The sequence below is a fragment of the Candidatus Solincola tengchongensis genome (genome assembly GCF_015711935.1).
Taxonomy (GTDB): domain Bacteria; phylum Actinomycetota; class Geothermincolia; order Geothermincolales; family RBG-13-55-18; genus Solincola_A; species Solincola_A tengchongensis.
In genome coordinates, this window is the sequence record NZ_MU158682.1 from 23,624 (window position 1) to 46,873 (window position 23,250).

Sequence of the window (23,250 nt, forward strand, 5' to 3'; positions counted from 1 at the left end):
TCCCCCGGGCCTCGTGTCCGAGTCGCAACGTACTTCAACCCGTAGAGGCGGACCCACGGGGCCCACGTCTATTCTCCGGCAATGTCCAGAGATAATACTTAGGATGATCCCAGAGAGGCACTGGCAAACGGAACGGACGTGCTCCAGCACCGCCGGGCCTTAGCCACCGTATTTTTATCCCGTAGCGCGACGGCGGTTTTTCCTCCGGCGCCGGCAGCGGGAACCGGCGAGTGAGAGCAGTCCAAGTGAAGCGCCCGCCAGGAGGGCCGCTGCGCCTCCGCCCTGGCCGCAGGCCGAGGTCACCGTGAAGCCGCCCGCCAGCCTGGCCTCGCTGCCGTCGGGGTTTTTCACCGCCACGTCGTAGGTTCCCGGCTCCGCTCCCCAGAGCGGCAGTACGCAGTCGATGCGCTCCATGGAGACCACGTTGGCGCCAATGGCGTCGATCACCGCCGCTCCCTTCTCCAGCCGGACCGTGGCCCCGGGGAGGAAGCCGGTCCCCCTTATGCTCGCCGTGACCTGGAAGGAGAGCTGGGAACCCTGGTTGGGCTCGATGGACAGAACTGTGAAGCCCCTCCCGTAACTGAAGTGGGCCGGGTTGGAGGTGCCGTTGGGAGTGGTTACGGTCACGGGGACCCGCAGGTCGGACGCGCCTGTCTCCGGGGCCCGGCACACTATGCGGGTGTCCGTCCAGGACTCCACGGAGGCGGGCTTGTCCCCGAAAAGGACCGTCAACCTCTCCCTGAAGTTGCTGCCCTCGACGGTCACCACCTCATATGCCCCGCCCGATGTGGGAGAGATGGAGTCGATGACCGGGGCCGGGCCGGCGTATCCCCCGTCCGTGGTGTGCAGGAGGTAGTAGCCGCCCACCGCCCAGGCCGTGTCCCGGTCCACGGCGCTGACATCGATTGCCGGAATGGTGGGGTAACCGTAATTTTCGTCCAGTTGATAGCTCCAGCTGGCCCCACCGTCGACCGTCTTGGCGATGCCCGCATCGCGAGACCAAGCCGAGGTGCCGGAGGCCGCCATCCAGACGGTCTGAGGATCGAGCATCTCCGCGCCGCTGTAGGGCAGGTAGATCCTGGCCATCTGCAGATCGCTGAAGACGGTCCAGGTCGCTCCCCCGTCCCTGGTCCTCCGGCAGTCCGGCCTTATGCCAAAAGGATAATTGCCGTCACGAACCGTGCCCCAGGCCATGGCGTTACTGGCATCGCAGGCGGCGATGCGCCACCAGCTGCGGTCCGTGGATCCGCAGGGGGTCCAGGTGGTACCTCCATCGGTGGTCCTGAGTATGATTCCGGAAGTCCCGTAGAGCATCATCTCCCCCCCTGCCGCCCAGGCGGCGTCGCCGCCCGCGGCGGATATGCTATAGAAGGTATAGGTATGGTTGACCACCTGCAGCTCCCACTTCCTTGCGCCGTCTCGTGTCCTGAGGATGAAGCCGCGGCCCGGCATGTACTGCGGTAAGGGGGCGCCTCCCACCACCCAGCAGTTCTGCTCGTCGACGGAGGCGATGTCGTAAACGTAGTAACCCGGTTCTGCGGAGACCGTGTGCCAGCTTTCGCCGCCGTCCACGGTGAGGAGGAGGACCTCCTCGCCGCCGGCCCAGGCCACACGGGGGCTAGCCGCGGAGACCGCGAGCAGGGCCTTGGTGGTCCCGGAGTTCTGAGGCGTCCAGGTGTTGCCGCCGTCGGCGGTCTTGATTATGGTGCCGTTGTAACCCACAGCCCAGGCGGTGTCGGCGTCCGCCGCGGAGACGGAGAAAAGGGGCATGTTGACCCCAGGGTCCTGGAGGCGCCAGCCCTTGGTCGGGGCCTCCAGGACGATGATGCTCTCCCTGTTGGAACTGAACCCGTTGACGGTGACGCTCACCTCCACGGGCCCGGGCGGAAGCCCGGACGGCACCCTGAAGTCCACCTCGTCGTCTTCCCATTTGAGGATGTTGGAAAAAGGTACCGTCTCGGAGTCCAGGGAGAGATAGAAGTTCTTCCCGTAATCCTCGGGAGAGGTAAAGGGGCCGAAGTTGTTCCCGTACACCGAGACCAGCGAAAGGGGATAAACGGTATAAGGTTGCACATGGGTTATTTCCGGGACGGGTGGCGGCTCCACGCCTCCGTTCACGGTGTGGAGGATCTTACCGTCCGAGCCCGCGATCCAGGCCACGTCGGCGTTGACCGCGGAGATGCCGTAATAGTTGCGCAGATTCGTGTCCTGGGGCTGTTGCCTGGTCCAGGTGCCGCCACCGTCCGTGGACTTGACGATGAGCCCGTTGTCGCCCGCGGCCCAGATGGTGGAGGGACTCACCGCTTCCACGGCCCGGAGATAGCCCAGTCCGATCTCCGAGAAGTTCCAATACATCCCCCCGTCCCATGTCCTGTAGACGCGGTTTCCGGAGACGGCAAAGACCGTGTCGGCGTTCAGGACGTCCATGTCCGTGAAGGTGTCCCCGGTTTCTGTTGACAGCTTATTCCAGACGCTCCCGCCGTTGGTGGTCTTGAGGATGACCCCGTCCATACAGGCCACCCAGGCCGTTGAGGCGTCCACGGCGCACAGGTCGTTGATCGGTTCGGTTGTGGGCAGGACGTAGGTGGTCCAACTCACCCCGCCGTTTATGCTCTTGCGCACCTGGCGCTGGTAATCGCCTTTCGACTCCACCCAGTAATTGCCGGCCACCCAAACCACACTGGTACTCACCGCACATACGTGGTAGGCGTAGAAGTTCTTCCCCAGGTTCAGTTTGGACCAGGTGGCACCGCCGTTTGTGGTGCGGAGGAGGTAATCCCCCGCCGCCCAGGCGGTACTGGCATCCACCACCGAGAGGCTGCGCAGTTCCGAGGTCACGCCCGAGTTCTGCGCCACCCAGGTGGCCCCTCCGTCGGTGGTCTTGAGAATGGTGCCGTTGTATCCGGTGATCCAGGCATTCGTCTCGTCCACCGCCTCCACGGCCATGAGGTGCACCGAGGTCCCCGAGTCCTGGGGATACCAACCCCGCGGTTCCTCGGCCAGACTCGGCGGACCAGAGATGGCGGGCAGGAGAAGGAAGAAGAGCAGTACCGCCGAGGCGAGAAAAACGGAAAGGGAATCACGGCGCGCGCGAAGCATCATCACCACCCCCATTTACCGGCAGCCCTTTAACCGCTTGTTAAGCGCCGTTACTTGAAATGATAATATACCGAATAAAACTTGATTTAAAGTATGGCGTTGAGACGTCAGCCGCCCAGGCGGCGCATGAACTCCACGCAGCGCCTCACGATGAGGTCCTTGTCGTAATCCAGGGTGGCCACGTGGTAGGAGTTCTCCAGCCACACCAGCTCCTTGTCGGGGGAGCTCACGTGATCCAGGATATAGGGTCCGTTGGTGGTGGGCACCACATGGTCCTCGCGGGAGGCGAAGATCAGTATGGGCGCTGTTATCCTGGGCAGTCCTCGCTTGGTGATCTTCATGAGCTCGTAGAGCTCCGCCGCGGCGCGCACCGGGACCTTGTCGTAACAGAGCTCCTTGGAGTCGGGGTCCTTGATGTCGCTTCCCACCCCGGGGATGGTCTTCAGGAAATACTTGGCAAGTGGGGTGAGGGGCATCAGCGGGTTGAGCTTGGCCACCGCGGCGTTGATGGGCATGAGGCCGGAGACCCGGTCAGCGTATTTCTCGCCGAGGTAGCAGGTTATGGTGCCTCCCATGGAAAGACCGGTCACGAAGACCTTGTCGCAGCGGTCGAGCAGCTCCAGCAGGCCCTTCTCCGCTTCCCCGGTCCATTCCTCCCATCTCCGCCCGGCCATGTCCTCCACGCTCGTCCCGTGGCCGGGGAGCCGGGGCCCGAGGACCGTGAACCCTGCCTCCGCCAGGCCCTCCCCCAGGGGGCGCATGCTCTGGGTGCAGCCGGTGAAACCGTGGACCACGAGGACCCCGGTCTTACCGCCCTCGAACCGGAAGGGTTGAGCGTCCGGCCAGACCTCTTCAGTCATTTTTCACCTCCCGTCACTCTCTCCGCGGTCCGCGGAGGGCGCCACTTGCACACATCGGAAAAGCCCGGTCACGGGCGCAGTCTTCGGCTTGGGGTTTTCGCGTTGCCCTCTCCTGTTTCGCGAGCGCTCGCGATCGCACCTCCGATTCTCGCATCCGGGCTGCCCGGACATTCACCGCCGCTCGTTCGTAGAGCGGGCGGGACGGACTTCAATCCCCGGAATCGCGCCCATGGGGGTATCGCGTGATCTTCTTCCGCGCACGACCCTGCGGGCATCGATCCCCTCGCCATCCGGCCCGGGAGTGTTTTCGCATCGCGCTCCCGGATATGACAAGGGCGGCGCTTCCGCCCCGGACGCCTCCGGCACAGGCCCTCTGCCGGCTCTTCATTCCTCCAGAGCCCAGTCCAGGCTGCGCTCCACGGCGCGTTTCCAGTATTGGCGCATCTCACGCGCCCGCTCCGCCGCCGAGGAATTGGGAAGGGCCTCCCGGTCCACTCGCCAGCGCTCCTCTATCTCTTCCAGGTCCTTCCATACGCCGGTGGCCAGGCCGGCGAGGAGCGCCGCCCCCAGCGAGGTGGTCTCCGGGATGACGGGGCGGCGCACGGGCACCCCCAGGAGGTCGGCCTGGTACTGCAGGAGCATGTCCATGACGCTGGCCCCGCCGTCCACGCGCAGTTCCTTCAGGGGTATTCCCGTCTCCTCCACCATGGCCTCCACCACATCGCAGGTCTGGAGAGCCATGGACTCGATGACCGCCCGGGCGACGTGAGCCCGCGTGGTGCCACGGGTCATGCCGATGAGCAGGGCTCGGGCACGCGGATTCCAGTAGGGGGCTCCCAGGCCCACGAAGGCGGGCACGAAGTAGACCCCGCCGGTGTCCTCCACCTGGGAGGCCAGCTCATCGACCTCCGCCACATCGGAGATTATCTGCAGGCCGTCGCGCAGCCAGTTTACCGCCGCCCCGGTGATGAAGATGGAGCCCTCCAGCGCGTAGGTGGCCTTTCCGCCTATGCTCCAGGCCACGGTGGTGAGGAGGCCCCGGGAGGAGAGCGTGGGTTTGTCGCCGGTGTTCATGAGGACGAAACTCCCCGTGCCGTAGGTGTTCTTTGTCATCCCCGGCCGGAAACAGGCCTGGCCGAAGAGGGCCGCCTGCTGGTCCCCGGCGATACCCGCCACGGGAGCGGTGATCCCCAGGAAAGAAGCGGGGTCGGTCTCCCCGAACACGCCGCTGGAGTCCCTGACCTCCGGGAGCATGGACATGGGCACCCGGAAGATGCGCGCCAGCTCCTCATCCCAGGCCAGGTCATGGAGGTTGAAGAGCAGGGTGCGGCTGGCGTTGGAAGCGTCGGTGGCGTGCACCCGGCCCCCGGTGAGGCGGTAGAGAAGCCAGGAGTCGACGGTGCCGAAGCACAGCTCGCCGGCCTGGGCGCGGCGTGCTATCTCCGGCTCGTGCTCCATGACCCAGGTCAGCTTGGTGCCCGAGAAGTAAGGGTCCAGCACGAGGCCGGTCTTGCGATGCACCTCGTCCTCCAGCCCCTGGTCCCGGCAGCGGGAACAGATGTCGGCGCTGCGGCGGCACTGCCAGACGATGGCCTTGCGCACCGGTTTCCCGCTCTCCCGGTCCCAGATGACCGTCGTCTCCCTCTGATTGGTTATGCCCACTGCGGCCACCTCTCCGGGAGAGATCCCCGCCCCTTCCAGGGCGCGGCGGGCGGAATCGAGGGTGCATTCCCATATCTCCTCCGCGTCGTGCTCCACCCATCCGGGGCGGGGAAAATATTGTGGGAATTCCTGGGAGTGGCTGGACACCACTCGCTGGTCGCGGTCGAAACAGATGCATTTGGTCCCCGTGGTCCCCTGGTCGATGGCCAGGACGATCATCTCGACCTCCTCGTGCGCCTCTTCATCATGAACCGCCGCTCCGGGAATGGATGGTCTCCGCTACCGGCGATCAACTCCGTCCGGGGAGGGCCGGGGAGAGGCAACCGCTCCCGGTCATTCTTCGCCGCCTTCCTCCTCTTCGTCCTCTTCGAAGGCCAGCGGCACCTGATATCCCTCGGGTTCCTCCTCGCCGCCCTCCAGCCCCGCCGCCTTCCGGAAATCCGGGGACCCCGGCCTCATGTCCAGAAAGCGCTTCTCGCGTCCCTTGGTCTCCAGGCCCAACCTCTGCAGGAGGCGGGGAAGGCTGTGGAAGACGATCCGGGTGGGGGCGATCTCCACCTCCCTCTGCAGGAGCTCATACAATTCCTTTTCCAGGTATTTCCTGGAGATTCCTTCCGCAGGGGCTACGTGCAGGTGCAGCTCGTCCAGGTCGTAGGGGTCGTCGTTGTGCTTGCGGATCTCCAACTGCCATTCCAGGACGTCCTTGTGCCCGGAGAGGAGGGGGTAGAAGGCGTTGAGGTCCACCAGGGTCCCCTTGAGCTTGGTGAGCTCGAACTCCTTGTATTCCGAGGTGCGGTTTATCTCCCTCCCCAGCCTGGGAAGGGAGCGGCCGCAGTAGGGGCAGGGCTCGTGGACGATGCCGCCCCGGACCAGGTCGCCGGTGCGGAAACGCACGAGGACGCTTCCCCGCCAGTCGATGCAGGTGTAGACGATCTCCCCATCCCTCCCCTCCTCCACCCGTGAGCCGGTCTCCGGGTCCACGATCTCCAGGTATTCCATGTCCGGGAAGAGGTGATACCCCGAGCTCTCCTCGCGGGAGAGGGCCGAGGCCCGGCACTCGCTCCAGGCCACCCGGCCCTCCGTGAACCCGTAGGTGGAGATGACCGCCGGCCTTTCCGAGCCCACTTTGGCCAGCAGCTCGAGCATCTTCTCCTTGAGCCCCTTCGGAAGCCCGTCCCCGCCGAGGATGATGGTGTGCAGACTGGAGAGGTCGCGCCCCTCCCTCGCCGCCAGGCGCAGGAGGTGATAGGCGTAGCTGGGGGTGGCGGTGAGGACCGTGCCCCGCAGGCGCTCCAGGGCGTCCAGGATGCGCTCCGTTCCCAGGATGCGGCCGCCGCCCGTGTGCAGTGCGGGCATCCCCACCGCCTCCACGGCGAAGTAGGTCATCCAGAATGCAAGATGGGGAGCGAAAGGGAAGGCATTGACCACCATGTCCTCGCGGTTCAATTCGGCGAGCTCGAAGATGCGCCTGCCCGCTTCTCGCAGCCTCTGGAGGTCATACGGCGTATAGAGGATGGGGGTGGGGAGGGCCGTGCGTCCTATGGTGAAGTGGTAGTGGACGGGGGAGAACTCGTGGTGCAAGAGCTTCGTGTAGCCCTCTTTCCCGTGGGTCAGCCTGAGCATGCGGTGCTTCCAGCGGACCGCGGCGCGGGAGCTTATCCTCTCGCGGTCCGGCCTGAGCAAGAGGTTGAAGGGGATCTCCGGGTCGTCCGGAAGGGGGGCGATATCCGCCTTGGTGGTAAAGGGGATGCAGGACAGGTCCCTCAAGGTCCGGATGACCTTGGGCTTTATGCGGTTGTAATCGAAGAGCTCCCGATAATAGGGGCTCATGGGATAGACCAGTTCGCGGATGAAGCGGACCAGGTGCTGCTCCTGCGCGGCCAGGTATTGCCTGGGCGGCAGGTGGTCCCAGAAGGTCTTGGGCATCTCCCCTCTCCTCCCCCTCTCCTCGTGTGCCGTGACCCGACAGCGTTTTTCTTTGGTCTTGTTTAACGATACTACCACGAACAAGGATGGGGGCGGGAATGCATTTCGCGCCGTGAAAGAAGAGCCCTTGCGGGCTCTTCCAACCGTCTTGGTCAACGGTGTTCAGGTGCCGTATCCAGCCTCCGCGGCGAGGGCTCGCGGAGGCTCGAGTCAGCAGCCCTCCGAGCAGTGAGCCACGCGCGGTACCATGAAGCGCTTCACTGTGCCACCTCCTTCAACCCTTCGCGTACCCTTGCCGTCCACTCCATGACATGGCTGATGCCGAAAGCCTGTGCTCGCAGCTGCAACCCCTCGAGACTCGAGCCTTTTTCGGTAATATCCCTGCGATGTTTGTCATGTTCCGTTTATACCCTTATCATGCTCGCCGTGCTCCATGCACATCATGCCCTTACTATGCTGGCACTTCCCGACCGCACCGTTCTCGTGCTTTCAACGGAACACGTCCTCTTACATTCCACCCGGCTGTGCGGGTAGGGAGATTTCAGCTCCCGCTTTAATGTATATCACACTCCCTCACCGCCCCGTTTTCCTCATTCCCTGGAGCGAGGCCCTATACCCGGCTGCTTGGGATTTAGGGGCTCAGCTCATGCTGTAGTGTATGTCGCACTCCCCGACCACGCCGTTCTTGCGCACCTCCCGGAGTGAGGCCTTCCTTCCGGCTACCCGGGATATGCAAAAAAGCCCCGTGGGTATGATGGGGCACAGGGTGGGTGCCCCCTCGCGGCGGAGCTCCTCGTTGCCGTGGCAGATATGGCAGCCGCGCACCTCCACCTTCAATTCGTCTCCCCCGGCCTGCACTTTCACGTCTTCGCTGAAGCGGAGGTCGTCATGCAGGTACTCCTCCAGGGCACGCCTGAACTCCTCACCCTCCAGGCGGGCACCCGTTTTCTTCCTGAAATCCTCCGCCCACTGGGAACCGATGCGCGATTTTACCTTTTCCAGTTCTCCGGACAGGGATTTGACCACCGCCCTGTGATATTTCTTCAGGAATTCCCTATCCACCTCCGGCATCTTGAATACCTCCTTCCTAGGTATGATCCCCGGCGGGATTCCTCACACCATGCGTACCGCTCCCCGGTCGCAGGCGTGGGAGCAGTTCCCGCAAAGCCTGCACTTCTCGAAATCAATGCCCACCCGGCAGCTGCTCCCGTTCCCTGCAGCTGCTCCCGTTCCCTTCCTCGGGGCGAATGACCAGGAAGGCCCCGTGGGGGCAGAATCGCGCCGCCTTGCAGTCCTCGCATCTCTCGGAGATGTCGCATCTCTCCACGTCGATCCAGGGCATCTTGTTGCGCATGGCCACCACCTCTTATACCTCCGGGGGTATTTTAACCTTCCCTTCACAAACCGGCCGATGATTCAGGTCATAGAGCGAGATAAAGCTCCTCTACCCGAGCTTTTTCGTCGCCATGCCGCCTCTTTGGCGGTCAGCAGATGGGAGCGGCCAGCTGCCCGACATGCAATGTTCCTATTCACCATCCCTCGAGACCTGTACCTCCAGTCGTACACAAAAAAAGGGTCTTTCGCAGCTTGCACCTGCTCTGCGGCCTTATACCGGCTCCGATTCCCGGGATTGGGTAAAACCTCTCGAGAAGGAGGAAGGGGTCATGCTCATTTCCGAGGTTCGTATCGCGGCTCTCCCTTTCCGCCCTTGCTTCGTGTGATGGCCGGGATCTCCCGATCGAGGGGAACCCCTCCATGTCACGTCCTTACAATGCTGTTTTGGGTTTGAGGAATGCCGAGGTGGCGTATGTCGACCCGTCACGAGGGGCGGAAATTCCCGAGCGGCTGGAAGGTGAGCAGCGGCGAGGAGGAAGTGTTTCGCCTTTCAGTGGATGAAGCTCCCGTTGGCCACCGGGGCGGGGAGCGCCGCGGCCGCCGGGGAGGGATGGCCGGGGGACGTGAGAGCCGGGAGCGGCGTATCATGGGTTGGCGCCCGGCGGCAGGATGTTTAGAAATTCGGTGAATGTGGTAAATTAGGATTAGAAAAAAAGGGAACACCAGCTCCCGAGAATAAGCGAGATTGCGGGGTTCTCCGCTGCGATTGCAGAACCAGGCTTTTCTCGGGAGCTGTTCCATTCGGGGATTCTATCCCCCGTCGATACCGCGGTACATGACATGGATCAATATCTTCTCCCCCCCTGCCTTTAAGGGTCGCGCGGCACCCCGCCATTTATGGACCGCGTTCCGGGGTCGGGTCCGGCCGGTCCCGGTCCGTGGCTTCCTGCGGCGAGGCGGGGCGGAATGGCGTGGCGCTCCGGAGACATCCTCATCCCCTCACCCCATGGCCTCCCGCAGCACGCCGATCAGGTCCTCGAGGACCGTGTCCCTGGGGTTGGAGGAGCGCATGCGTGTGTTGAGAAAGGCCTCGGCGGCCAGGGACTCCACGCTGCTCGGGGGGATTCCCAGCTCCCGCAGGGTCCGCGGGAGGGGGAGCACGGCCAGGAGCCCTTCCACCGCCTCCACCGCCTTTTCCGCCGCCTGGGGCGCGGAAAGCCCGGCCGTGTCCATCCCCATGGCGGCGGCCAGCTCACGATAGGCTTCGGGAGCGGACGCCAGGTTGAAGCGCATGACGTGCGGAAGCAGGACGGCGTTGGCCACGCCGTGGGGGACCTTGAAGTGGGCGCCGAGGGCATGAGAGAGAGCGTGTGCCAGCCCCAGCCCCGATGTGGTGAAGGCCATCCCGGCCATCATGGAGGCCAGGGACATGCCGCGGCGCGCCTCGGCGTCCGAGTCGTCCTGGCACGCCCTCTCCAGGTAGGAAAAGACCAGGCCGGCGGCCTTCAGGGAGAGGGCCCTGGTGGGCTCCCAGGACTTTCGCGCCACGTGGGATTCCACGGCGTGGGTGAGGGCGTCCATCCCCGTTGCGGCGGTGAGCTCGGGCGGCATGGTGTAACTGAGGCGGGGGTCGACGATGGCCAGCACGGGGTAGAGGTGATGGCTTACGATGGACATCTTCTGCCCCCGTTTCCCTCCGGATATCACCGCCACCCAGGTCACCTCGCTTCCGGTTCCCGATGTGGTGGGGATGCATATCAGCGGCTTGGCCCTGCCGGGGACCCTTCCCACCCCTTCCCAGGAGGCGATGTCGCCCTCGTTGTTCAGGCGGACGGCGATGACCTTGGCCGCGTCCATGGGGCTTCCCCCGCCGAACCCGATGACGAAGTCGCAGCCCACCTCCCGTGCCGTGGCCACACCTTTTTCCACCGTTTCCACGTCGGGATCCGATTTCACCTCCGAAAAGAGGGACACCGCGATGCCTTCCTCGGCCAGCATCTCCCGTATGGATTCCACGGCGGGCAGGGAGGCGGTGGGACCGTCCCCGGTGACCAGAAGGGCGTGTTTACCGAAGCTCCGGGCAAAGGAGCGAATCTCCCTGATGGCCTCCTCTCCAAAGACCACCTGAACGGGAAAACGGAGCAGGTGAACCGCCATACCATCACCTCCGCCGCACGGCATTGAGGTTATCGTCCTGGCGCGCCGCCGGGTTTAGGCGGCGCTCGCGCTCACCGGGTACGGCATGGCTTCCCGGGAGCGTGGGAGAAGGTAGAAAAGCGGCGGTAATCGAATATTCACTTTGGGCATACCGCGGCGGGACGATTGCTCGCGGAGGTTTTTCGTTTCCTTCGTGCCGCCCGGTGTTGTCCGGTATCATCGAGGAAGAGGATGTCCATAGGCTGCTGGAGAGGAGGAGAGGAGGACGGAGATGGAGAAAGGCGACCGGGGCGCCCTCCACGCATCCCTTCTCCTGGACGGGGAAGACCGGGTTCTGGAGGGGAACCGGGACGCCGAGGTGTTCCTCGAACGGCCCCTCGAGGAAGCGCGGAAAACCCCCCTCCGGGAGGTCAACCCCCTTCTTTACAGCGCGCTGAAGGACCTGCTGGCCAAGACCAGGCGTGGTCGCGGAGTGGAAAACTACGCCATGGCCTACAGGCTCGGAAAGCATCTCCTGCGCCTCAACGTCTCCATAACCCCCTATCCGCTGGAGGCGCTGGGGAGCACGGGGAGCATGGTCAGCATCACCACGACCCTTCCCGGCGCCGCCGCGCCGCCGCGCCGCCCGGAGGGCGCGCAGCTTACCATGCTCGTACCGGAGGCTGCGGTAGAGATCAGAGGATTCCTTGACCGGTTGGCGGACCCGGCCTTTCTCCTGGACGGGGAGACCGGCCTCGTATACGCCAACGCAGCCTTGTGCCAGGCGCTGGGACACACGGCGGAAGAGGTACTGGGAAGACCTCTCTCCTTCTTCCTGGTCCACGAAAAAGCCAAGAAGACCCTCGAGTACCTGGCGGAAACGGTGCACGCCACCCCCTGGAGGGGCGAGCTGGAGTTCAAGCGCCCGGACGGGACCCTCTTCGTGTTGGCGGTAACGGTCATCCTCTGGAGCGAAGCCGGGGAGACGGTGATGCTGGGCCTGGGACGGGACGTCACCTCCGAGGCACGGCTCAAGAAGGAACGGAACGAGGAGCTGCGGCGCGTGTGGAACCTGCTGGACAGCACGCGGTCGCCACTGATCTGTTTCACGCCGGATTACCGCGTGACCCTCATGAGCTCCCGGGCGGAGGAGCTTTTGGGCGTATCCCGGGACAGGGCCATCGGGGCCCTCCTGGGAGAGCTCTTCCCCGACGAGGCGAGGAGTGAGGTGGAGGCCTTGGCGGAGGGCGTCGTTGCCCGAGGGGAGGAGATGGAGAAGACGGTAACGATCAGGACGAAGAGGGGGAAGAAGAACCTGAGGTTGACCGCCCGTCCCGCGTACCAAGTGAGAAACAAGATCCGCGAGTACGCGCTCCTCATGCAGGAGGAGGCCGGTGAAGCGGAGGAGATGGCGGCGCTTCGGGATAGGGTGGCCTCGCTCGACATGCGCTGGAAGATAATGGAAAGGGCGGCGAGGAGCAAGGACTGGGAACAGTTTCTCGACCATTGCCTGGAGCTCGCGGAGGACGTGGTGGGTTACCAGGCGGGAGCGGCGTTCCTGCTGGAGGAAGGCCAGGCCTCACTCGAGGCCTCCCGCGGGTTGGGGGAAAGGGACCGGGAAAGGTTGAGGAGGATCGTCCTGCGCCCCGGTTACACGCGGGTATGCCGGGAGGCCGCCATGTTCCGCCTGGGCATCCACGGGGGTGTTCCCCGTGAGGGATGGGAGGACATGTCCTCCATGCTGGAGAGGCCGGAAACACTTGTCTCACTTCTCCGGGAGAGGCGGTGGCGTTCGCTGCTCCTGCTCCCCCTCAGGGCGGAGGACTCGGTGGTCGGCGCGCTGGTGTTCGCCGACCCGCAGGCCGGGGAATCCGATGAGGCTGCGGAGAAGGCTCTGCAGTCCCTGGGAAGGGATGCGGGCGAGGCGATGCTCGCCCTGCGCCCGCGCATGGCCTCTCGAGCCGGTGAGCCGGAGGAGCCGGGCAGCCCCGGTCGGGGCGGGGATGGCGCAAGCGCGCCGGACGGCACCGGCCCGGAAGGAGAGGGCGCGCAAGGGGCGGGGGGGATGGACAGGAAACATTCCAGAGGTCAACATCTCGGGGGTGGCGGGGAAGAGGAGCACGATTATCTGCAGATCGCTCGCCTTTCCAGAGGGGACGAGGTTCCCATGGACCTCCTGGCCGCTCCGGGAGAGGAGGCGGTCCCGAGGGTGGTCCTCTCCGCGCGGGGCATCGACCTGGCGGCTCTGGCCAGGGACCTAAGGGACTACTACGCCCGGAGAGGCAGAGCCGGGGAGATCTTCCTCGAGCTCGAGGAGGACCTTCCCCGGGTGCACGCGGATAAGAGGCTCCTCCGTGAAGCGCTCATGTGCCTTCTGGATAACGCCTTCCGTTTCTCGCCCCCCGGAAGCCCGGTGATCCTGGGGGTGGAGAGGTGGGGTGACGAGATACTGTTGCGTGTCGAGGACCAGGGGCCGGGTATACCGGATGAGGTTATCAGGGAGATCACCCGCGCGGATGCGGTCGAGGAGCAATCCCGACCCGAGGGGCGGAGGGCCAGAAGCCTCCTGGTCTGCCGGAGGTTCGTGAAGTCCATGGGTGGCGAGCTCTCCTTCAAGGCCACGCCCGGGGAGGGGACCGTGGCCTACGTCCGCATCCCCGTTCTTCCCTTCATCAGCGAGGTGTCATGAGCTCCGCGGCCCAACTGCCGGAGGTCAGCATCCTGGGGATCTGCGGGAGCCCGGTCAGGGAGGGAAACGTGGCCGCCCTATTGGAGGCCGCTCTGCGCAGCCAGGACGGGCGCCCCGGAGTCCGCTGGGAGATCCTCCACCTCGCGGACCTGCGGGTGGAGGACTGTGTTCACTGCAACTGGTGTCTGAGGAAGCAGGAGGAAGAGCGGCGCTGCTCCCGGCAGGACGATATGGGTGAGGTCTACCCCCGAGTGGAAGCCTGCGACGTGCTCCTCCTGGCCACCCCAGTGTATTTCGGGCGCCTATCCGGGCACCTGGCCGCGTGCATAGACCGCATGCGTATCTACGTACACGGCAATCTCACGGCGGGAATGCTTCGCGACAAGGTGGGCGGCGCCATAGCCGTGGCCTGGTTTCGCATGGCCGGCCTGGAGATGGCCCTCCTCACCGTGCACCAGTTCTTCCACGCCGTGAACATGGTCATAGCCTCGCCGGATATAGGACTGCAGGGAGGCGCGGCTTTTTCCTCCCTGGAGGGAACGGGGAGGAGGGAGGGGGACGACAGGAGGCTCGTACTCCGCGACCAGTTGGGCGTGGCCAGCGCGGTTTCCACCGTGCAACGGGCCGTTGAGCTGTCCCGGCTGCTCAAGGCCGGCCGGGAGGCCCTACCTCCCGAGGCTCGACCTTGAACTCCGGTGAGGAGGCCATTCCCGTGCGGGTGGTCATCCTGTGGGACGGTTCTCGGCATGGCGTGCGAGCCGGTGCGGCCTCCTGGTGGCTCTTCTTCGGGCTCCTTCACCTCGGGGGAAGCGGGGTGGTGGGGTTCGACCCCACAATCTCGCGCTAAAACATGCGCTTACTTTCGCCGATATATTTAAGGTCAGTGAATCGACCGGTGGACGAGCGTGGCGTCGGCTTGGCAATCTGCGATGGGTGGGGCATCCATCCTGCGGATTTGACTGAAGGCAGGAGGTGCGGCGATGGAAACCTGCTCCGGTTGTGGGCTACCGTCCTTCATCGGTAAAGAGCACAGATGGGAACCGAACGGTGTCATCTCCCTTTCCAGGTCCCCCTTGAACCGCATGGTGTTCTTCGAATCGGAGACCATCGACGGGGTCATACAGGGAATCGAGGAGTTGATAGGCAGGCCGGTGAGCCACATCGTCATCGAGAGCAGGGCCAGGGAGACGAAGAGGTACATGCAGAGGTTGCTGGGGGAGGAGGGGAGTTCCCGGGAGGCCACGGAGGAGGGCTCTCCCCCGGAGGAAAGGGAGAAGGTCATGGCCCGGGCGAGGGCCATAAGCGTGTCCATGATGGACATCGGGAGGGCATACGGCTACGGCGACGGTCACCTTGGCAGGACCTGGGAGACGGGGGATCCCTACCCCTGGAGGGAGGAGCTCTACGTGCGTCCCTACTCCGTGTATTTCGCCGCCGCCGACCTCCTGGGGACGGTGGAGGCCTTCGAGGGCCGGGAGATGTGGGTGAAGTACGAGGAAATGGAGGAGGGCCTCTTTTGCTTTCGCGCCTTTCCGTCCCCCCATCCCTTGGAGCTTCAGGAACGCCTGCAGAGGAGGAAGAGGTATGCTTTCAAGCCGGGGGATATCGAGTACGAGAGGTGCGACCTATGCGGTGTACCCCTGGAGGTCTCGCGGCATGGTTGGGACACGGAGCGGGGATTGGTCACCAATCCGGAGACCGGGAGGAGGATGGCCCTCTTCGGCCCGCTGGCGCTGGATGCCGTCTTCGACGACCTGGAGGCGGAGCTCGGGGAAGTGATACCGGAGACGGTCATCGAGGCCATGCGGCGTTATATCCGGGAGGCGTGGTCCAACGAGGAGTGGTGGAGGGATGCGGACACCTTCCGCCGCATGATAGGGCTACGGGGCATGGGCAACCTGGCCCGTTTCGAGGGTAGGCGGCGCGGCCTTTCCCTGACCGTGGAGAACTCCACCCTCCACCTGATGATGGTGGGCACCGTTCAGGCCCTGGTGGAGATGGCCTACCGTGCGGAGCGGTCCCGGGTGGAATGGTCGCTGGCCGAGGACGGAGACCTGGAGATCTCCGTCCGCCTGGCCTGAGGAAGGCGGGGCAACTCAGGCCCCTGAACAGGCTCGGCGGACGTTCCCGGGGCGGGAAGAAGAAACCTATGAGGGAGGGCGGGGGCCTAAAACGGCGTTATCCGGTCACATGTGAGCCACATGTCGCACTCCAAGGCTTGGAAGAGCGTCCAGGATATTAAATCCATTATCTGGAAAATGGTGCTTACCCCGGCGATGCAACGGTGACGGTCACGGGCACAGGTATGTTGGTGGGGGCATAGGGTCCATCTTGTCGGCCGAAAGGCCGATATGCAGGCTCCAACGCACTAAGGTCTGGTGCCATCCGGAATTGAGGGGATATAAGAAGATTAAAGATCGACCGAAGACAATGATCGGGTGGAACGGGCATTGACGGTCGGCCCACCTTTTTTCGTTCTCCGATAAGGCCATCAGGTCCTCGCGCTGAGGTAGCGACAAGTATTGACGGTTGACATATACTTTTTCATAATAAGACTGACCGGTTGGTCTAAAATATCGACGGCGGAGAAAGCGGCGGAGGATGCCCATCGGAGGCGGAAGGAATCGAGCGACGACGGGGAGCCATCTCCCGCGGGGAGCCCGAAGGCGGCGAATCCCGAAGAATGGGCTTCGGCGGTCTCAACACGAAGGAGGGGTCTCGTCGGTCTCGGTAAGGGGTCGAGCCCCGGGCGTCGGACAATCAGCGGGAGGCGGGCGAGAGGACCGGTTTCCTGTGACGTTGGGGGCGGTATAGCGAAAGGGCACGTGGATGGCCGCGGAGAGGAAGACCCTGGGGTTGAGGAGGAATCCGGCGAAGGACGAGCGGGAGCAGGCCTTCAAGCGGGCCGCCCTCAAGTTCTTCTCCGCCAAGGGATACCACCGCACTACCATGTCCGAGATAGCCCTGGAAGCGGGCTTTGGGAAGGGCACCCTATACTGGTACTGGAAATCCAAGGAAGACCTCTACTTCTCCCTCATCGAGGACATGCATCGCGAGTTCCTCGACCTGGTGGAGCGAGCCGCGGAGAGGGAGGGCAACGCCTGGGATAAACTGTTCTGGCTGGGCAGGGAGATAATCGACCTCTATTACCGGGACCGCGATTACTGCAAGCTCTCCTGGAAGATGCGCGCCGAGGAATTGGAGACCTTCTCCCCGCAGCACGTGGAGCGGCTCTACCAATACATCAACCGCACCAAGGAGAAGCTGCAGGAGATAATGGCCCAGGGCGTGGAGGAAGGTGTCTTCCCCCCCTACGACCCTTATTACCTGGCTTGCATGCTCATGGGCCTGGTGGAAGGGATGGAGATACAGTGGCTGGAGGACTCCAGCTCCTTCGACCTGCGCCGGGCCATGGACATGGCCATGGAGATGCTCCGTGCCTTCGCGGGCGGCAAGGCAGGGGCGGAAGCCGTGTCGGGGGGAGGAAAGGCGGTGGGTGCCGGGAGGGGTAGGGGCGGGGGGGTCCCGGAACCAAAGCCCGCAGACGGGGGACGGACGGCTAAAGGGAAGAGCGCCGAGCCTTCGGGCTCCGCGGGCGGAGGAGGCGGCGCTTCCCCCGAAATGGCGGGCGTAAGAGAAAAGGTTGAGGGCGGCAAGCCGAGGGAAAGATGAGGAAGAGGAGGTAAGAGATGTCCAGGTTGACCATTCTCGGCGGATGCGGAGCGGTGGGGAGCACCGCGGCGCGGGCACTGGCCGCCGGCGGGTACTTCTCGGAGCTGGTCATAGCCGACAAGGAGGAAGAAGCCGCCCGTCGTCTGGCCGCGGAACTGGGGGACAAGGTCTCCGCGGCCGCGGTGGACGCCGACGACGCGGGGTCCCTCAGGGAGGTGATGTCCGGTTCCGACGTGGTACTGAACTGCGTGGGGCCCTTTTACCGCTTCGGACCTCCCATCCTGCGGGCGGCCATCGAGGCGGGCGTGAACTACGTGGACATCTGCGACGACATGGACGCCACGCAGGAGATGCTGGCCATGGACGAGCAGGCCAAAGCGGCCGGGGTCTCGGCGCTGGTGGGCATGGGCAGCTCGCCGGGGATGGCCAACCTGCTGGTTAAGTTCACCGCGCAGACCCTTCTCGACCAGGTGGACTCGGTGGACATCTATCACGCCCACGGAGGCGAGCCCGTGGAGGGCCCGGCGGTGATCAAGCACCGCTTCCATTCCATGGAGATAGACATCCCCATGTTCCTCGACGGGGAATACCGTACCGTGCGCCTCTTCGAGGAGAGCGGGAAGGCCCTGGAGGAGATGACGGATTTCCGCGATGTGGGGACTTACCCCGTTTACGCCTACCCCCATCCGGAGACCATAACCCTTCCCAAGTACATCAAGGGCGTGAGGAGGGTGACCAACCTGGGGCTGGTCATCCCGGTGTCCTACGCCAACCTGATAAAGGACATGGTGCGCCTGGGGCTCACCTCCGACGAGCCGCTGGAGGTGCAGGGCCAGAAGGTCATACCCCGCGAGTTCGCCGTGGCTTTCGTCCTCTCCAGGCGCGACGCCCTGCTCAAGGAGGCGGGTATCGACTCCCCGCGGGGATGCCTGAAGATCGTGGTCAAGGGGACCAAGGACGGCGAACCCCATACCTACATCTTCCAGATGTCCTCCAGGGGCATGGGGATGGGCGAGGGAACGGGCATACCCGCCGCCCTGGGGGCCATAGTCATGGGGCAGGGAAAGATCGCCATGAAGGGGGTCTTCCCGCCGGAGGCCGCCGTGGATCCCATGGACATGATCAAGTTGGCCGGCGAGTTGATCAAGTCCAGCGGCAAGGGGGACCGCGCTCCCATTTACATAGAGCACGTGGACAAGGACGGCAAGGTGGAGACCCTGGACCTCAAGTTCTGAGGCCGCGTGGGGGGTCGGAACGGGTCCGGCGCGGAGAATCGATCCGCATGATCCTTGAACGGTGGTGACCTCCAAATGAGCGAGAAGTTCATCATCTCCCATGACGTGGGGACGGGCGGCAGCAAGGCGGTGCTGACCGACCTGGGCGGAAACATCGTGGCCTCCTGCTTTGAACCCTATCCGACCTCCTATCCCCACCCTCATTGGGCGGAGCAGGATCCGCTCGACTGGTGGATGGCGGTGACCGTGAGCACCCGCAAGGTCCTCAAGGAGAGCCGCATCAATCCACGCCAGGTGGCGGGCATGGGGTTCGCCGGCCAGATGCTGGGAGTGCTCCCGGTGGACGAGAAGGGCGTCCCCCTGCGCCCGGCGATCATCTGGATCGACAGCCGGGCCGACGAGCAGGCCGCCAGGCTGGTGCGCAGGTTCGGGGGCTCGCGGGTGCTCATGGCCCTGGCCGGCGCAGTCCCCTCGGGGAAGGACGTCGTTTGTAAGATACTCTGGATAAAGGAGAAGGAGCCAGAGGTCTTCGCCGCCACCCACAAGATACTGGACGTCACCGGTTACCTGGTCTTCAGGGCCACCGGGAACATGATCATCGACCACACCGGGGCGGGAGTCACCGGGATACTGAAGAACAAGACCCGGGAATGGGACAGGATGTTCGCGCGCCTGCTGGGAATACCCCTGGAGAAGATGCCGGACATCAAGAGCTCCGTGGAGGTTGTCGGCCTGCTCACCCGCGAAGCGGCGGAGGAGATGGGGCTGGAGGCGGGCGTACCGGTCATCGGGGGCATGGGAGACGTGCCCGCCGCGGCCACCGGCTCCGGAGCCCTGGAGCACGGGGACGGCCACATCTACCTGGGGACCTCGGGATGGCTGGTGGTCTCCGTTAGGAAGCCCAAGAACCTGGGGAAGAACGGCATCGTCTCCGTGGCCTCCGCGGACCCGGAGATGTTCCTCATGATCGGGGAGACGGAGACCGCCGGGGCCTGCCTGAAGTGGTTCGCCGACAACTTCGCCACCGAGGGGGAGAAAAAGGAAGCGGCGCGGAGGGGGGACGAGATGGCCATCTTCGCCGTGCTCGACGAGGTGGTGGAGAAGGTGAAGCCGGGAGCGGAGCGCCTGCTCTTCACCCCCTGGCTCTTCGGGGAGAGGGCTCCCATTACCGACACCACCATACGTTCCGCTTTCGTCAACCTCTCCCTGAACCACAGCCGGGAGCACCTCCTGCGGTCCATATACGAGGGCGTGGCCTACAACTTCCGCTGGCTGGTGGACACGGTGGCGGACGCCGGGTTCCCCTGCCGCACCCTGAGGGCTATCGGCGGGGGCGCGCGGAGCGACGTCTGGATGCAGATCATGGCCGACGTTACCAGGAGGAAAATCGAGGCGGTGGCCGATCCTCAGGAGGCGGGGGCCATCGGCTGCGCCTTGGCGGTGGCGGCGGCCCTGGGCGAATACGAAGGGTACCGCGACCTGAAGAAGGCGGTGCGGGTGCGGCGGACCTTCGAGCCCGACACCGCTTGCGTCCCGGAGTACGAGGAACTGTACGGCGTTTTCCGCGAACTGTACGGAAACCTGTGCGGCCTCTGCCGCCGCCTTAACCAGGGCGAGGAGGCCTGCGAAGCCGGATAGACGAGGAGGTAGGAGGAGATGCTCTATTACGAAGCCCAGCCGAAAGCCCTGCCCGAGGGCATAGACTACGACGAGTTCATCGTGGCCACCTATTACGCCGCCCTCCCCCGGGAGGCCATCATGTACTACCTGGCCCCCTTCCTGGCCGTGGAGCAGTCCACGGGGACCTGGACCCCGGTCCCCGGGGAGACGCCGGAGGTGAGGGCCAAGCACGTGGCCAAGGTCATCGGCATCCACGAGGTGCCCTTCTACGAGTTCGAGGTGCCCAGGGGGGTGGAGGAGCGCACCTACGTGGTGCAGATCGCCTTCCCCTTCCGCAACATCGAGCACCAGATACCCATGCTGCTCACCGCTGTGGTGGGAAATATCTCCATGGCGGGGAAGGTGAAGCTGCTCGACCTCTACTTTCCGAAGAAGTACACCGAGGGGTTCCGGGGCCCCAAGTTCGGTATCGACGGCATCTACGAGGCCCTGGGGATGAAGGAGCGCCGCCCCCTGCTCAACAACATGATAAAACCCTGCACCGGGTATTCCTGCGAGGTGGGGGAGAAGTTGTTCTACGAGGCGGCCCTGGGCGGGTGCGACGTGATCAAGGACGACGAGCTCATCGCGGACATGGCCTTCAACCGCGTGGAGGACAGGGTGCGCGCCTACATGGCCATGGAGAGGAGGGTCTACGAGGAGACCGGGGAGCACACCCTGTACACGGTGAACGTCTCCGACAACCTGCCCAAGATGTTCGAGGTGGCCAAGCGCGCCGTGGACGCCGGGGCAAACGCCATCATGGTCAACTACCTGGCCGTGGGGCTCCCCGCCCTGCAGGCCCTGGCCGAGGACCCGGACATAAACGTGCCCATATTGGCGCACATGGACTGCGCCGGCGCTCTTTACGAGTCGCCCATCTCGGGCATCGCCTCTCACCTGGTCCTGGCCAAACTGCCCCGCCTGGCCGGGGCTGACGCCATCGTCTTCCCGGCGCCGTACGGCAAGGCGCCCTATCTCAAGGACCGCTTCGTGTACACGGCGGACGTCATGCACTACCCCATGCACAACATCAAGCCCTCCATGCCCATGCCCTCCGGGGGCATAACCCCGGAGATGGTCCCCACCTGCGTGGCGGACCTCGGCAGGGAGATCATGATCGGCTCCGGCGGGGGCATTCACGCTCATCCCATGGGGCCCACGGCCGGGGCCCGGGCCTTCCGCCAGGCCATCGACGCCACCATGCAGGGCATCCCGCTTCACGAGTACGCGAAGGACCACCAGGAGCTGGCCGTGGCCCTGGGAATCTGGGAGGGCGTCTTCAAGGAGACCACCGCGGAGGCGGGCATCGAGGCCAAGACCGAGCACCTCGGCTGACCCCAGCGATATATGCAGCCGGGTCGGTAATCCCTCAGGCGGGGGAAGGCCGCCATCCGCCCGTTCATCGGATCTGAGGGATCCGTTGATCACCCGCCTCGGGATTGCCTTGCCTCAGGCCTCGAGTTCTTTTGGGATAAGCGGGTTACGGGAACAGATGGGCAGGGAAAGAAAACGCCTTTTGACCCTTGCAATCCTCTTGATGAGACCTCGGCCTTCGGAGGTCGGCCTCCCCTGCAGCGTTCTCCGGAAGATCTGGGATACGATACCCGTCGGCGGGCCAAATGGCGCGGTCAATCCTTTTCTTCCTCGATATCCAGCCTTTCCAGGCGCAGGACTTTGAAGAGGACGTAGACCACGGCCAGGATGAGCAGGAAGTTGATGAGGACGCCGATGAAATGCCCGTACTTGAAGACGGACTTCCCAATGGTGAAAGTGAGCTCGTCCAGGGTGACCTTACCTATAATAGCTCCTATGATGGGATTGATGAGGTCGGTAACCAGGGCATTCACCAGCGCACCGGTGGCCACGCCCACGATAAAGCCTATGGCCATGCCCACAACACCTTGTTTACGCACGAACTCGACGAAACCTCTCATCGCCCCTACCTCCCCATATCCGGTTCCTTCAAGCAAGACCCCGACACCTTTTCAAACTCAACGGATTTTTCTTCGGTGACAAAGGAAATACCTTTCTGGGAGCTCGCGGACGGGCCTACGGGGATCCCCCTCCGCTGATCTGCATCCCGGTACAATGCGTTTTCAGGCCGAGTGAAGGAATGAGCTCGAAATGACCGGAACCGAGGCCGGGAATTGCCGCAGGGCGTATTTCAGAGGGGCAGGCGCTGTTCCGCCTCGGGCAGGAGCATCCGGGCCCGGGGGATGTACAGGGAATGGATGCTCTTCCCCGGCGCTATCTCGCGGATCTTCCTCGAGATCTCATGCTCCCCGAGGGTCATGCGGGCGGTTCCGGGCAGGAAGCTCCTTCCGAGGGAGGTGGACAGTCCCCGGATGGAGGTGAAGAGCAGTTCCCTGTCCTTCACCGTGTAGGTGTTGAAGTCGAAATAGGTCTTCATGCGGGGCAGGGATTTCTTCACCTCCAGGGTCAGTATATGCCTGCCCTGCTCCTCGAGGGTGCAGGTCACCGTTTCCTCGCCCTCCTCGAAACCGATCTCCGCCATGAACTTGGGATAGCCCCAGATGTCGATGCCGGCGTGGAGGGCGACCTCCGTGGTCACCGGGAGCTGCCAGACGAAGGCCTCGAAGGAGAGGGAGGCGGCCATGCGCAGGGGCGGGATGAGCATGGGGTTGACTCGCGGCCGGTAGCGCGCCGGCACGGCTATGGCCAGTTCCCGGTAAGGACCGAGGCTCGTGTCCCGGTAATCGAAGGCCATGACCGCGAGGAGGCCCTTTCCGGGCATCACCTCCGCCGGCACCAGCTTGGATGTGGGCAGCAGGTCGCGGAGCTTCAGGGTGGGGGCAAGGAATATCCCGGCCACGGCGAAGACCTCCCGGTAAAGGATCGGAACGGCGCAGGAGCCCCCGGTTATCTGCACTTCCCTCTGCTCAACGTCCGCGAAGAAGAGCCCTTCCATGTTACCTCCTCCGTTCCCCCGATGGCGCCGGCCCCCGGATTCCGA

General features: G+C 64.3%; 18 protein-coding genes. 8 read left to right on the forward strand and 10 right to left on the reverse strand.

The annotated features are described in order from the left end of the window. Positions 1-174 precede the first annotated feature (174 nt). The 8 genes from H7007_RS13165 to H7007_RS13195 form a co-directional block, all read right to left on the reverse strand. A complete protein-coding gene (locus H7007_RS13165; protein WP_287155871.1) occupies positions 175-3,102 on the reverse strand; it encodes a YCF48-related protein in 2,928 nt (975 codons plus the stop codon). 104 nt (positions 3,103-3,206) lie between these two features. Beyond that, on the reverse strand, positions 3,207-3,959 hold the full coding sequence (locus tag H7007_RS13170) for an alpha/beta hydrolase (protein ID WP_287155799.1): 753 nt from the start codon (positions 3,957-3,959) through the stop codon (positions 3,207-3,209). Between the two features lie 384 nt (positions 3,960-4,343). After that, positions 4,344-5,840 carry a glycerol kinase GlpK gene (gene glpK, locus H7007_RS13175; protein WP_287155800.1) on the reverse strand — a complete coding sequence of 499 codons (1,497 nt, stop codon included), beginning with the start codon at positions 5,838-5,840 and terminating at the stop codon, positions 4,344-4,346. A 114-nt stretch (positions 5,841-5,954) separates the two neighbouring features. Continuing rightward, a complete protein-coding gene (locus H7007_RS13180; RefSeq protein WP_287155802.1) occupies positions 5,955-7,547 on the reverse strand; it encodes a phenylacetate--CoA ligase family protein in 1,593 nt (530 codons plus the stop codon). Between the two features lie 639 nt (positions 7,548-8,186). After that, positions 8,187-8,618 carry a hypothetical protein gene (locus tag H7007_RS13185; RefSeq protein ID WP_287155803.1) on the reverse strand — a complete coding sequence of 144 codons (432 nt, stop codon included), beginning with the start codon at positions 8,616-8,618 and terminating at the stop codon, positions 8,187-8,189. A 42-nt stretch (positions 8,619-8,660) separates the two neighbouring features. Beyond that, the gene (locus H7007_RS13785) at positions 8,661-8,741 is read right to left on the reverse strand and encodes a 4Fe-4S binding protein (RefSeq protein ID WP_350340662.1); all 81 of its coding nucleotides are present in this window, start codon (positions 8,739-8,741) and stop codon (positions 8,661-8,663) included. Further along, positions 8,731-8,901, reverse strand: a complete 171-nt coding sequence (locus H7007_RS13190; RefSeq protein ID WP_287155804.1) for a hypothetical protein — start codon at positions 8,899-8,901, stop codon at positions 8,731-8,733. Before H7007_RS13190 ends, H7007_RS13785 begins: the two co-directional genes overlap by 11 nt. A gap of 980 nt (positions 8,902-9,881) precedes the next feature. Next, entirely contained in the window at positions 9,882-11,039 is a 1,158-nt protein-coding gene (locus H7007_RS13195; protein ID WP_287155805.1) for an iron-containing alcohol dehydrogenase, read from the reverse strand. A gap of 271 nt (positions 11,040-11,310) precedes the next feature. On the opposite strand from H7007_RS13195, the gene H7007_RS13200 reads away from it, so the two are divergent. From H7007_RS13200 to H7007_RS13235, 8 genes are all read left to right on the forward strand, one after another. Next, positions 11,311-13,707 (forward strand): sensor histidine kinase, encoded by a 2,397-nt coding sequence (locus tag H7007_RS13200; RefSeq protein WP_287155806.1) that lies wholly within the window; start codon positions 11,311-11,313, stop codon positions 13,705-13,707. Further along, complete coding sequence (locus H7007_RS13205; protein WP_287155807.1) at positions 13,704-14,396, forward strand: flavodoxin family protein; 693 nt, start codon at positions 13,704-13,706, stop codon at positions 14,394-14,396. Before H7007_RS13200 ends, H7007_RS13205 begins: the two co-directional genes overlap by 4 nt. Further along, on the forward strand, positions 14,393-14,554 hold the full coding sequence (locus H7007_RS13210; RefSeq protein ID WP_287155808.1) for a hypothetical protein: 162 nt from the start codon (positions 14,393-14,395) through the stop codon (positions 14,552-14,554). Before H7007_RS13205 ends, H7007_RS13210 begins: the two co-directional genes overlap by 4 nt. 226 nt (positions 14,555-14,780) lie before the next feature. Next, entirely contained in the window at positions 14,781-15,788 is a 1,008-nt protein-coding gene (locus tag H7007_RS13215; RefSeq protein ID WP_287155809.1) for a hypothetical protein, read from the forward strand. Positions 15,789-16,536: 748 nt separating this feature from the next. Continuing rightward, on the forward strand, positions 16,537-17,379 hold the full coding sequence (locus H7007_RS13220; protein WP_287155810.1) for a TetR/AcrR family transcriptional regulator: 843 nt from the start codon (positions 16,537-16,539) through the stop codon (positions 17,377-17,379). Between the two features lie 17 nt (positions 17,380-17,396). After that, positions 17,397-18,614, forward strand: coding sequence for a saccharopine dehydrogenase family protein (locus H7007_RS13225; protein WP_287155811.1), 1,218 nt, complete (start codon positions 17,397-17,399; stop codon positions 18,612-18,614). 75 nt (positions 18,615-18,689) lie between these two features. Continuing rightward, positions 18,690-20,252 (forward strand): xylulokinase, encoded by a 1,563-nt coding sequence (locus H7007_RS13230; protein ID WP_287155812.1) that lies wholly within the window; start codon positions 18,690-18,692, stop codon positions 20,250-20,252. 18 nt (positions 20,253-20,270) lie between these two features. Beyond that, positions 20,271-21,611: a RuBisCO large subunit C-terminal-like domain-containing protein gene (locus H7007_RS13235; RefSeq protein WP_287155813.1), complete on the forward strand. Its 1,341-nt coding sequence runs from the start codon at positions 20,271-20,273 to the stop codon at positions 21,609-21,611. A gap of 293 nt (positions 21,612-21,904) precedes the next feature. Here H7007_RS13235 and H7007_RS13240 read toward each other — a convergent pair whose 3' ends face one another. Together H7007_RS13240 and H7007_RS13245 are read right to left on the reverse strand one after the other, a co-directional pair. Beyond that, positions 21,905-22,210 (reverse strand): MscL family protein, encoded by a 306-nt coding sequence (locus H7007_RS13240; protein WP_287155814.1) that lies wholly within the window; start codon positions 22,208-22,210, stop codon positions 21,905-21,907. 230 nt (positions 22,211-22,440) lie between these two features. After that, positions 22,441-23,205, reverse strand: coding sequence for an acetoacetate decarboxylase family protein (locus H7007_RS13245; RefSeq protein WP_287155815.1), 765 nt, complete (start codon positions 23,203-23,205; stop codon positions 22,441-22,443). Positions 23,206-23,250: the final 45 nt, after the last annotated feature.

Excerpts from the sequence above, each read along its gene's own strand:
- H7007_RS13165 (WP_287155871.1), bottom strand. The coding sequence starts at position 3,102 with ATGATGCTTCGCGCGCGCCGTGATTCCCTTTCCGTTTTTCTCGCCTCG.
- H7007_RS13170 (WP_287155799.1), bottom strand. The coding sequence starts at position 3,959 with ATGACTGAAGAGGTCTGGCCGGACGCTCAACCCTTCCGGTTCGAGGGC.
- glpK (WP_287155800.1), bottom strand. The coding sequence starts at position 5,840 with ATGATCGTCCTGGCCATCGACCAGGGGACCACGGGGACCAAATGCATC.
- H7007_RS13180 (WP_287155802.1), bottom strand. The coding sequence starts at position 7,547 with ATGCCCAAGACCTTCTGGGACCACCTGCCGCCCAGGCAATACCTGGCC.
- H7007_RS13185 (WP_287155803.1), bottom strand. The coding sequence starts at position 8,618 with ATGCCGGAGGTGGATAGGGAATTCCTGAAGAAATATCACAGGGCGGTG.
- H7007_RS13190 (WP_287155804.1), bottom strand. The coding sequence starts at position 8,901 with ATGCGCAACAAGATGCCCTGGATCGACGTGGAGAGATGCGACATCTCC.
- H7007_RS13195 (WP_287155805.1), bottom strand. The coding sequence starts at position 11,039 with ATGGCGGTTCACCTGCTCCGTTTTCCCGTTCAGGTGGTCTTTGGAGAG.
- H7007_RS13200 (WP_287155806.1), top strand. The coding sequence starts at position 11,311 with ATGGAGAAAGGCGACCGGGGCGCCCTCCACGCATCCCTTCTCCTGGAC.
- H7007_RS13205 (WP_287155807.1), top strand. The coding sequence starts at position 13,704 with ATGAGCTCCGCGGCCCAACTGCCGGAGGTCAGCATCCTGGGGATCTGC.
- H7007_RS13220 (WP_287155810.1), top strand. The coding sequence starts at position 16,537 with ATGGCCGCGGAGAGGAAGACCCTGGGGTTGAGGAGGAATCCGGCGAAG.
- H7007_RS13225 (WP_287155811.1), top strand. The coding sequence starts at position 17,397 with ATGTCCAGGTTGACCATTCTCGGCGGATGCGGAGCGGTGGGGAGCACC.
- H7007_RS13230 (WP_287155812.1), top strand. The coding sequence starts at position 18,690 with ATGAGCGAGAAGTTCATCATCTCCCATGACGTGGGGACGGGCGGCAGC.
- H7007_RS13235 (WP_287155813.1), top strand. The coding sequence starts at position 20,271 with ATGCTCTATTACGAAGCCCAGCCGAAAGCCCTGCCCGAGGGCATAGAC.
- H7007_RS13240 (WP_287155814.1), bottom strand. The coding sequence starts at position 22,210 with ATGAGAGGTTTCGTCGAGTTCGTGCGTAAACAAGGTGTTGTGGGCATG.
- H7007_RS13245 (WP_287155815.1), bottom strand. The coding sequence starts at position 23,205 with ATGGAAGGGCTCTTCTTCGCGGACGTTGAGCAGAGGGAAGTGCAGATA.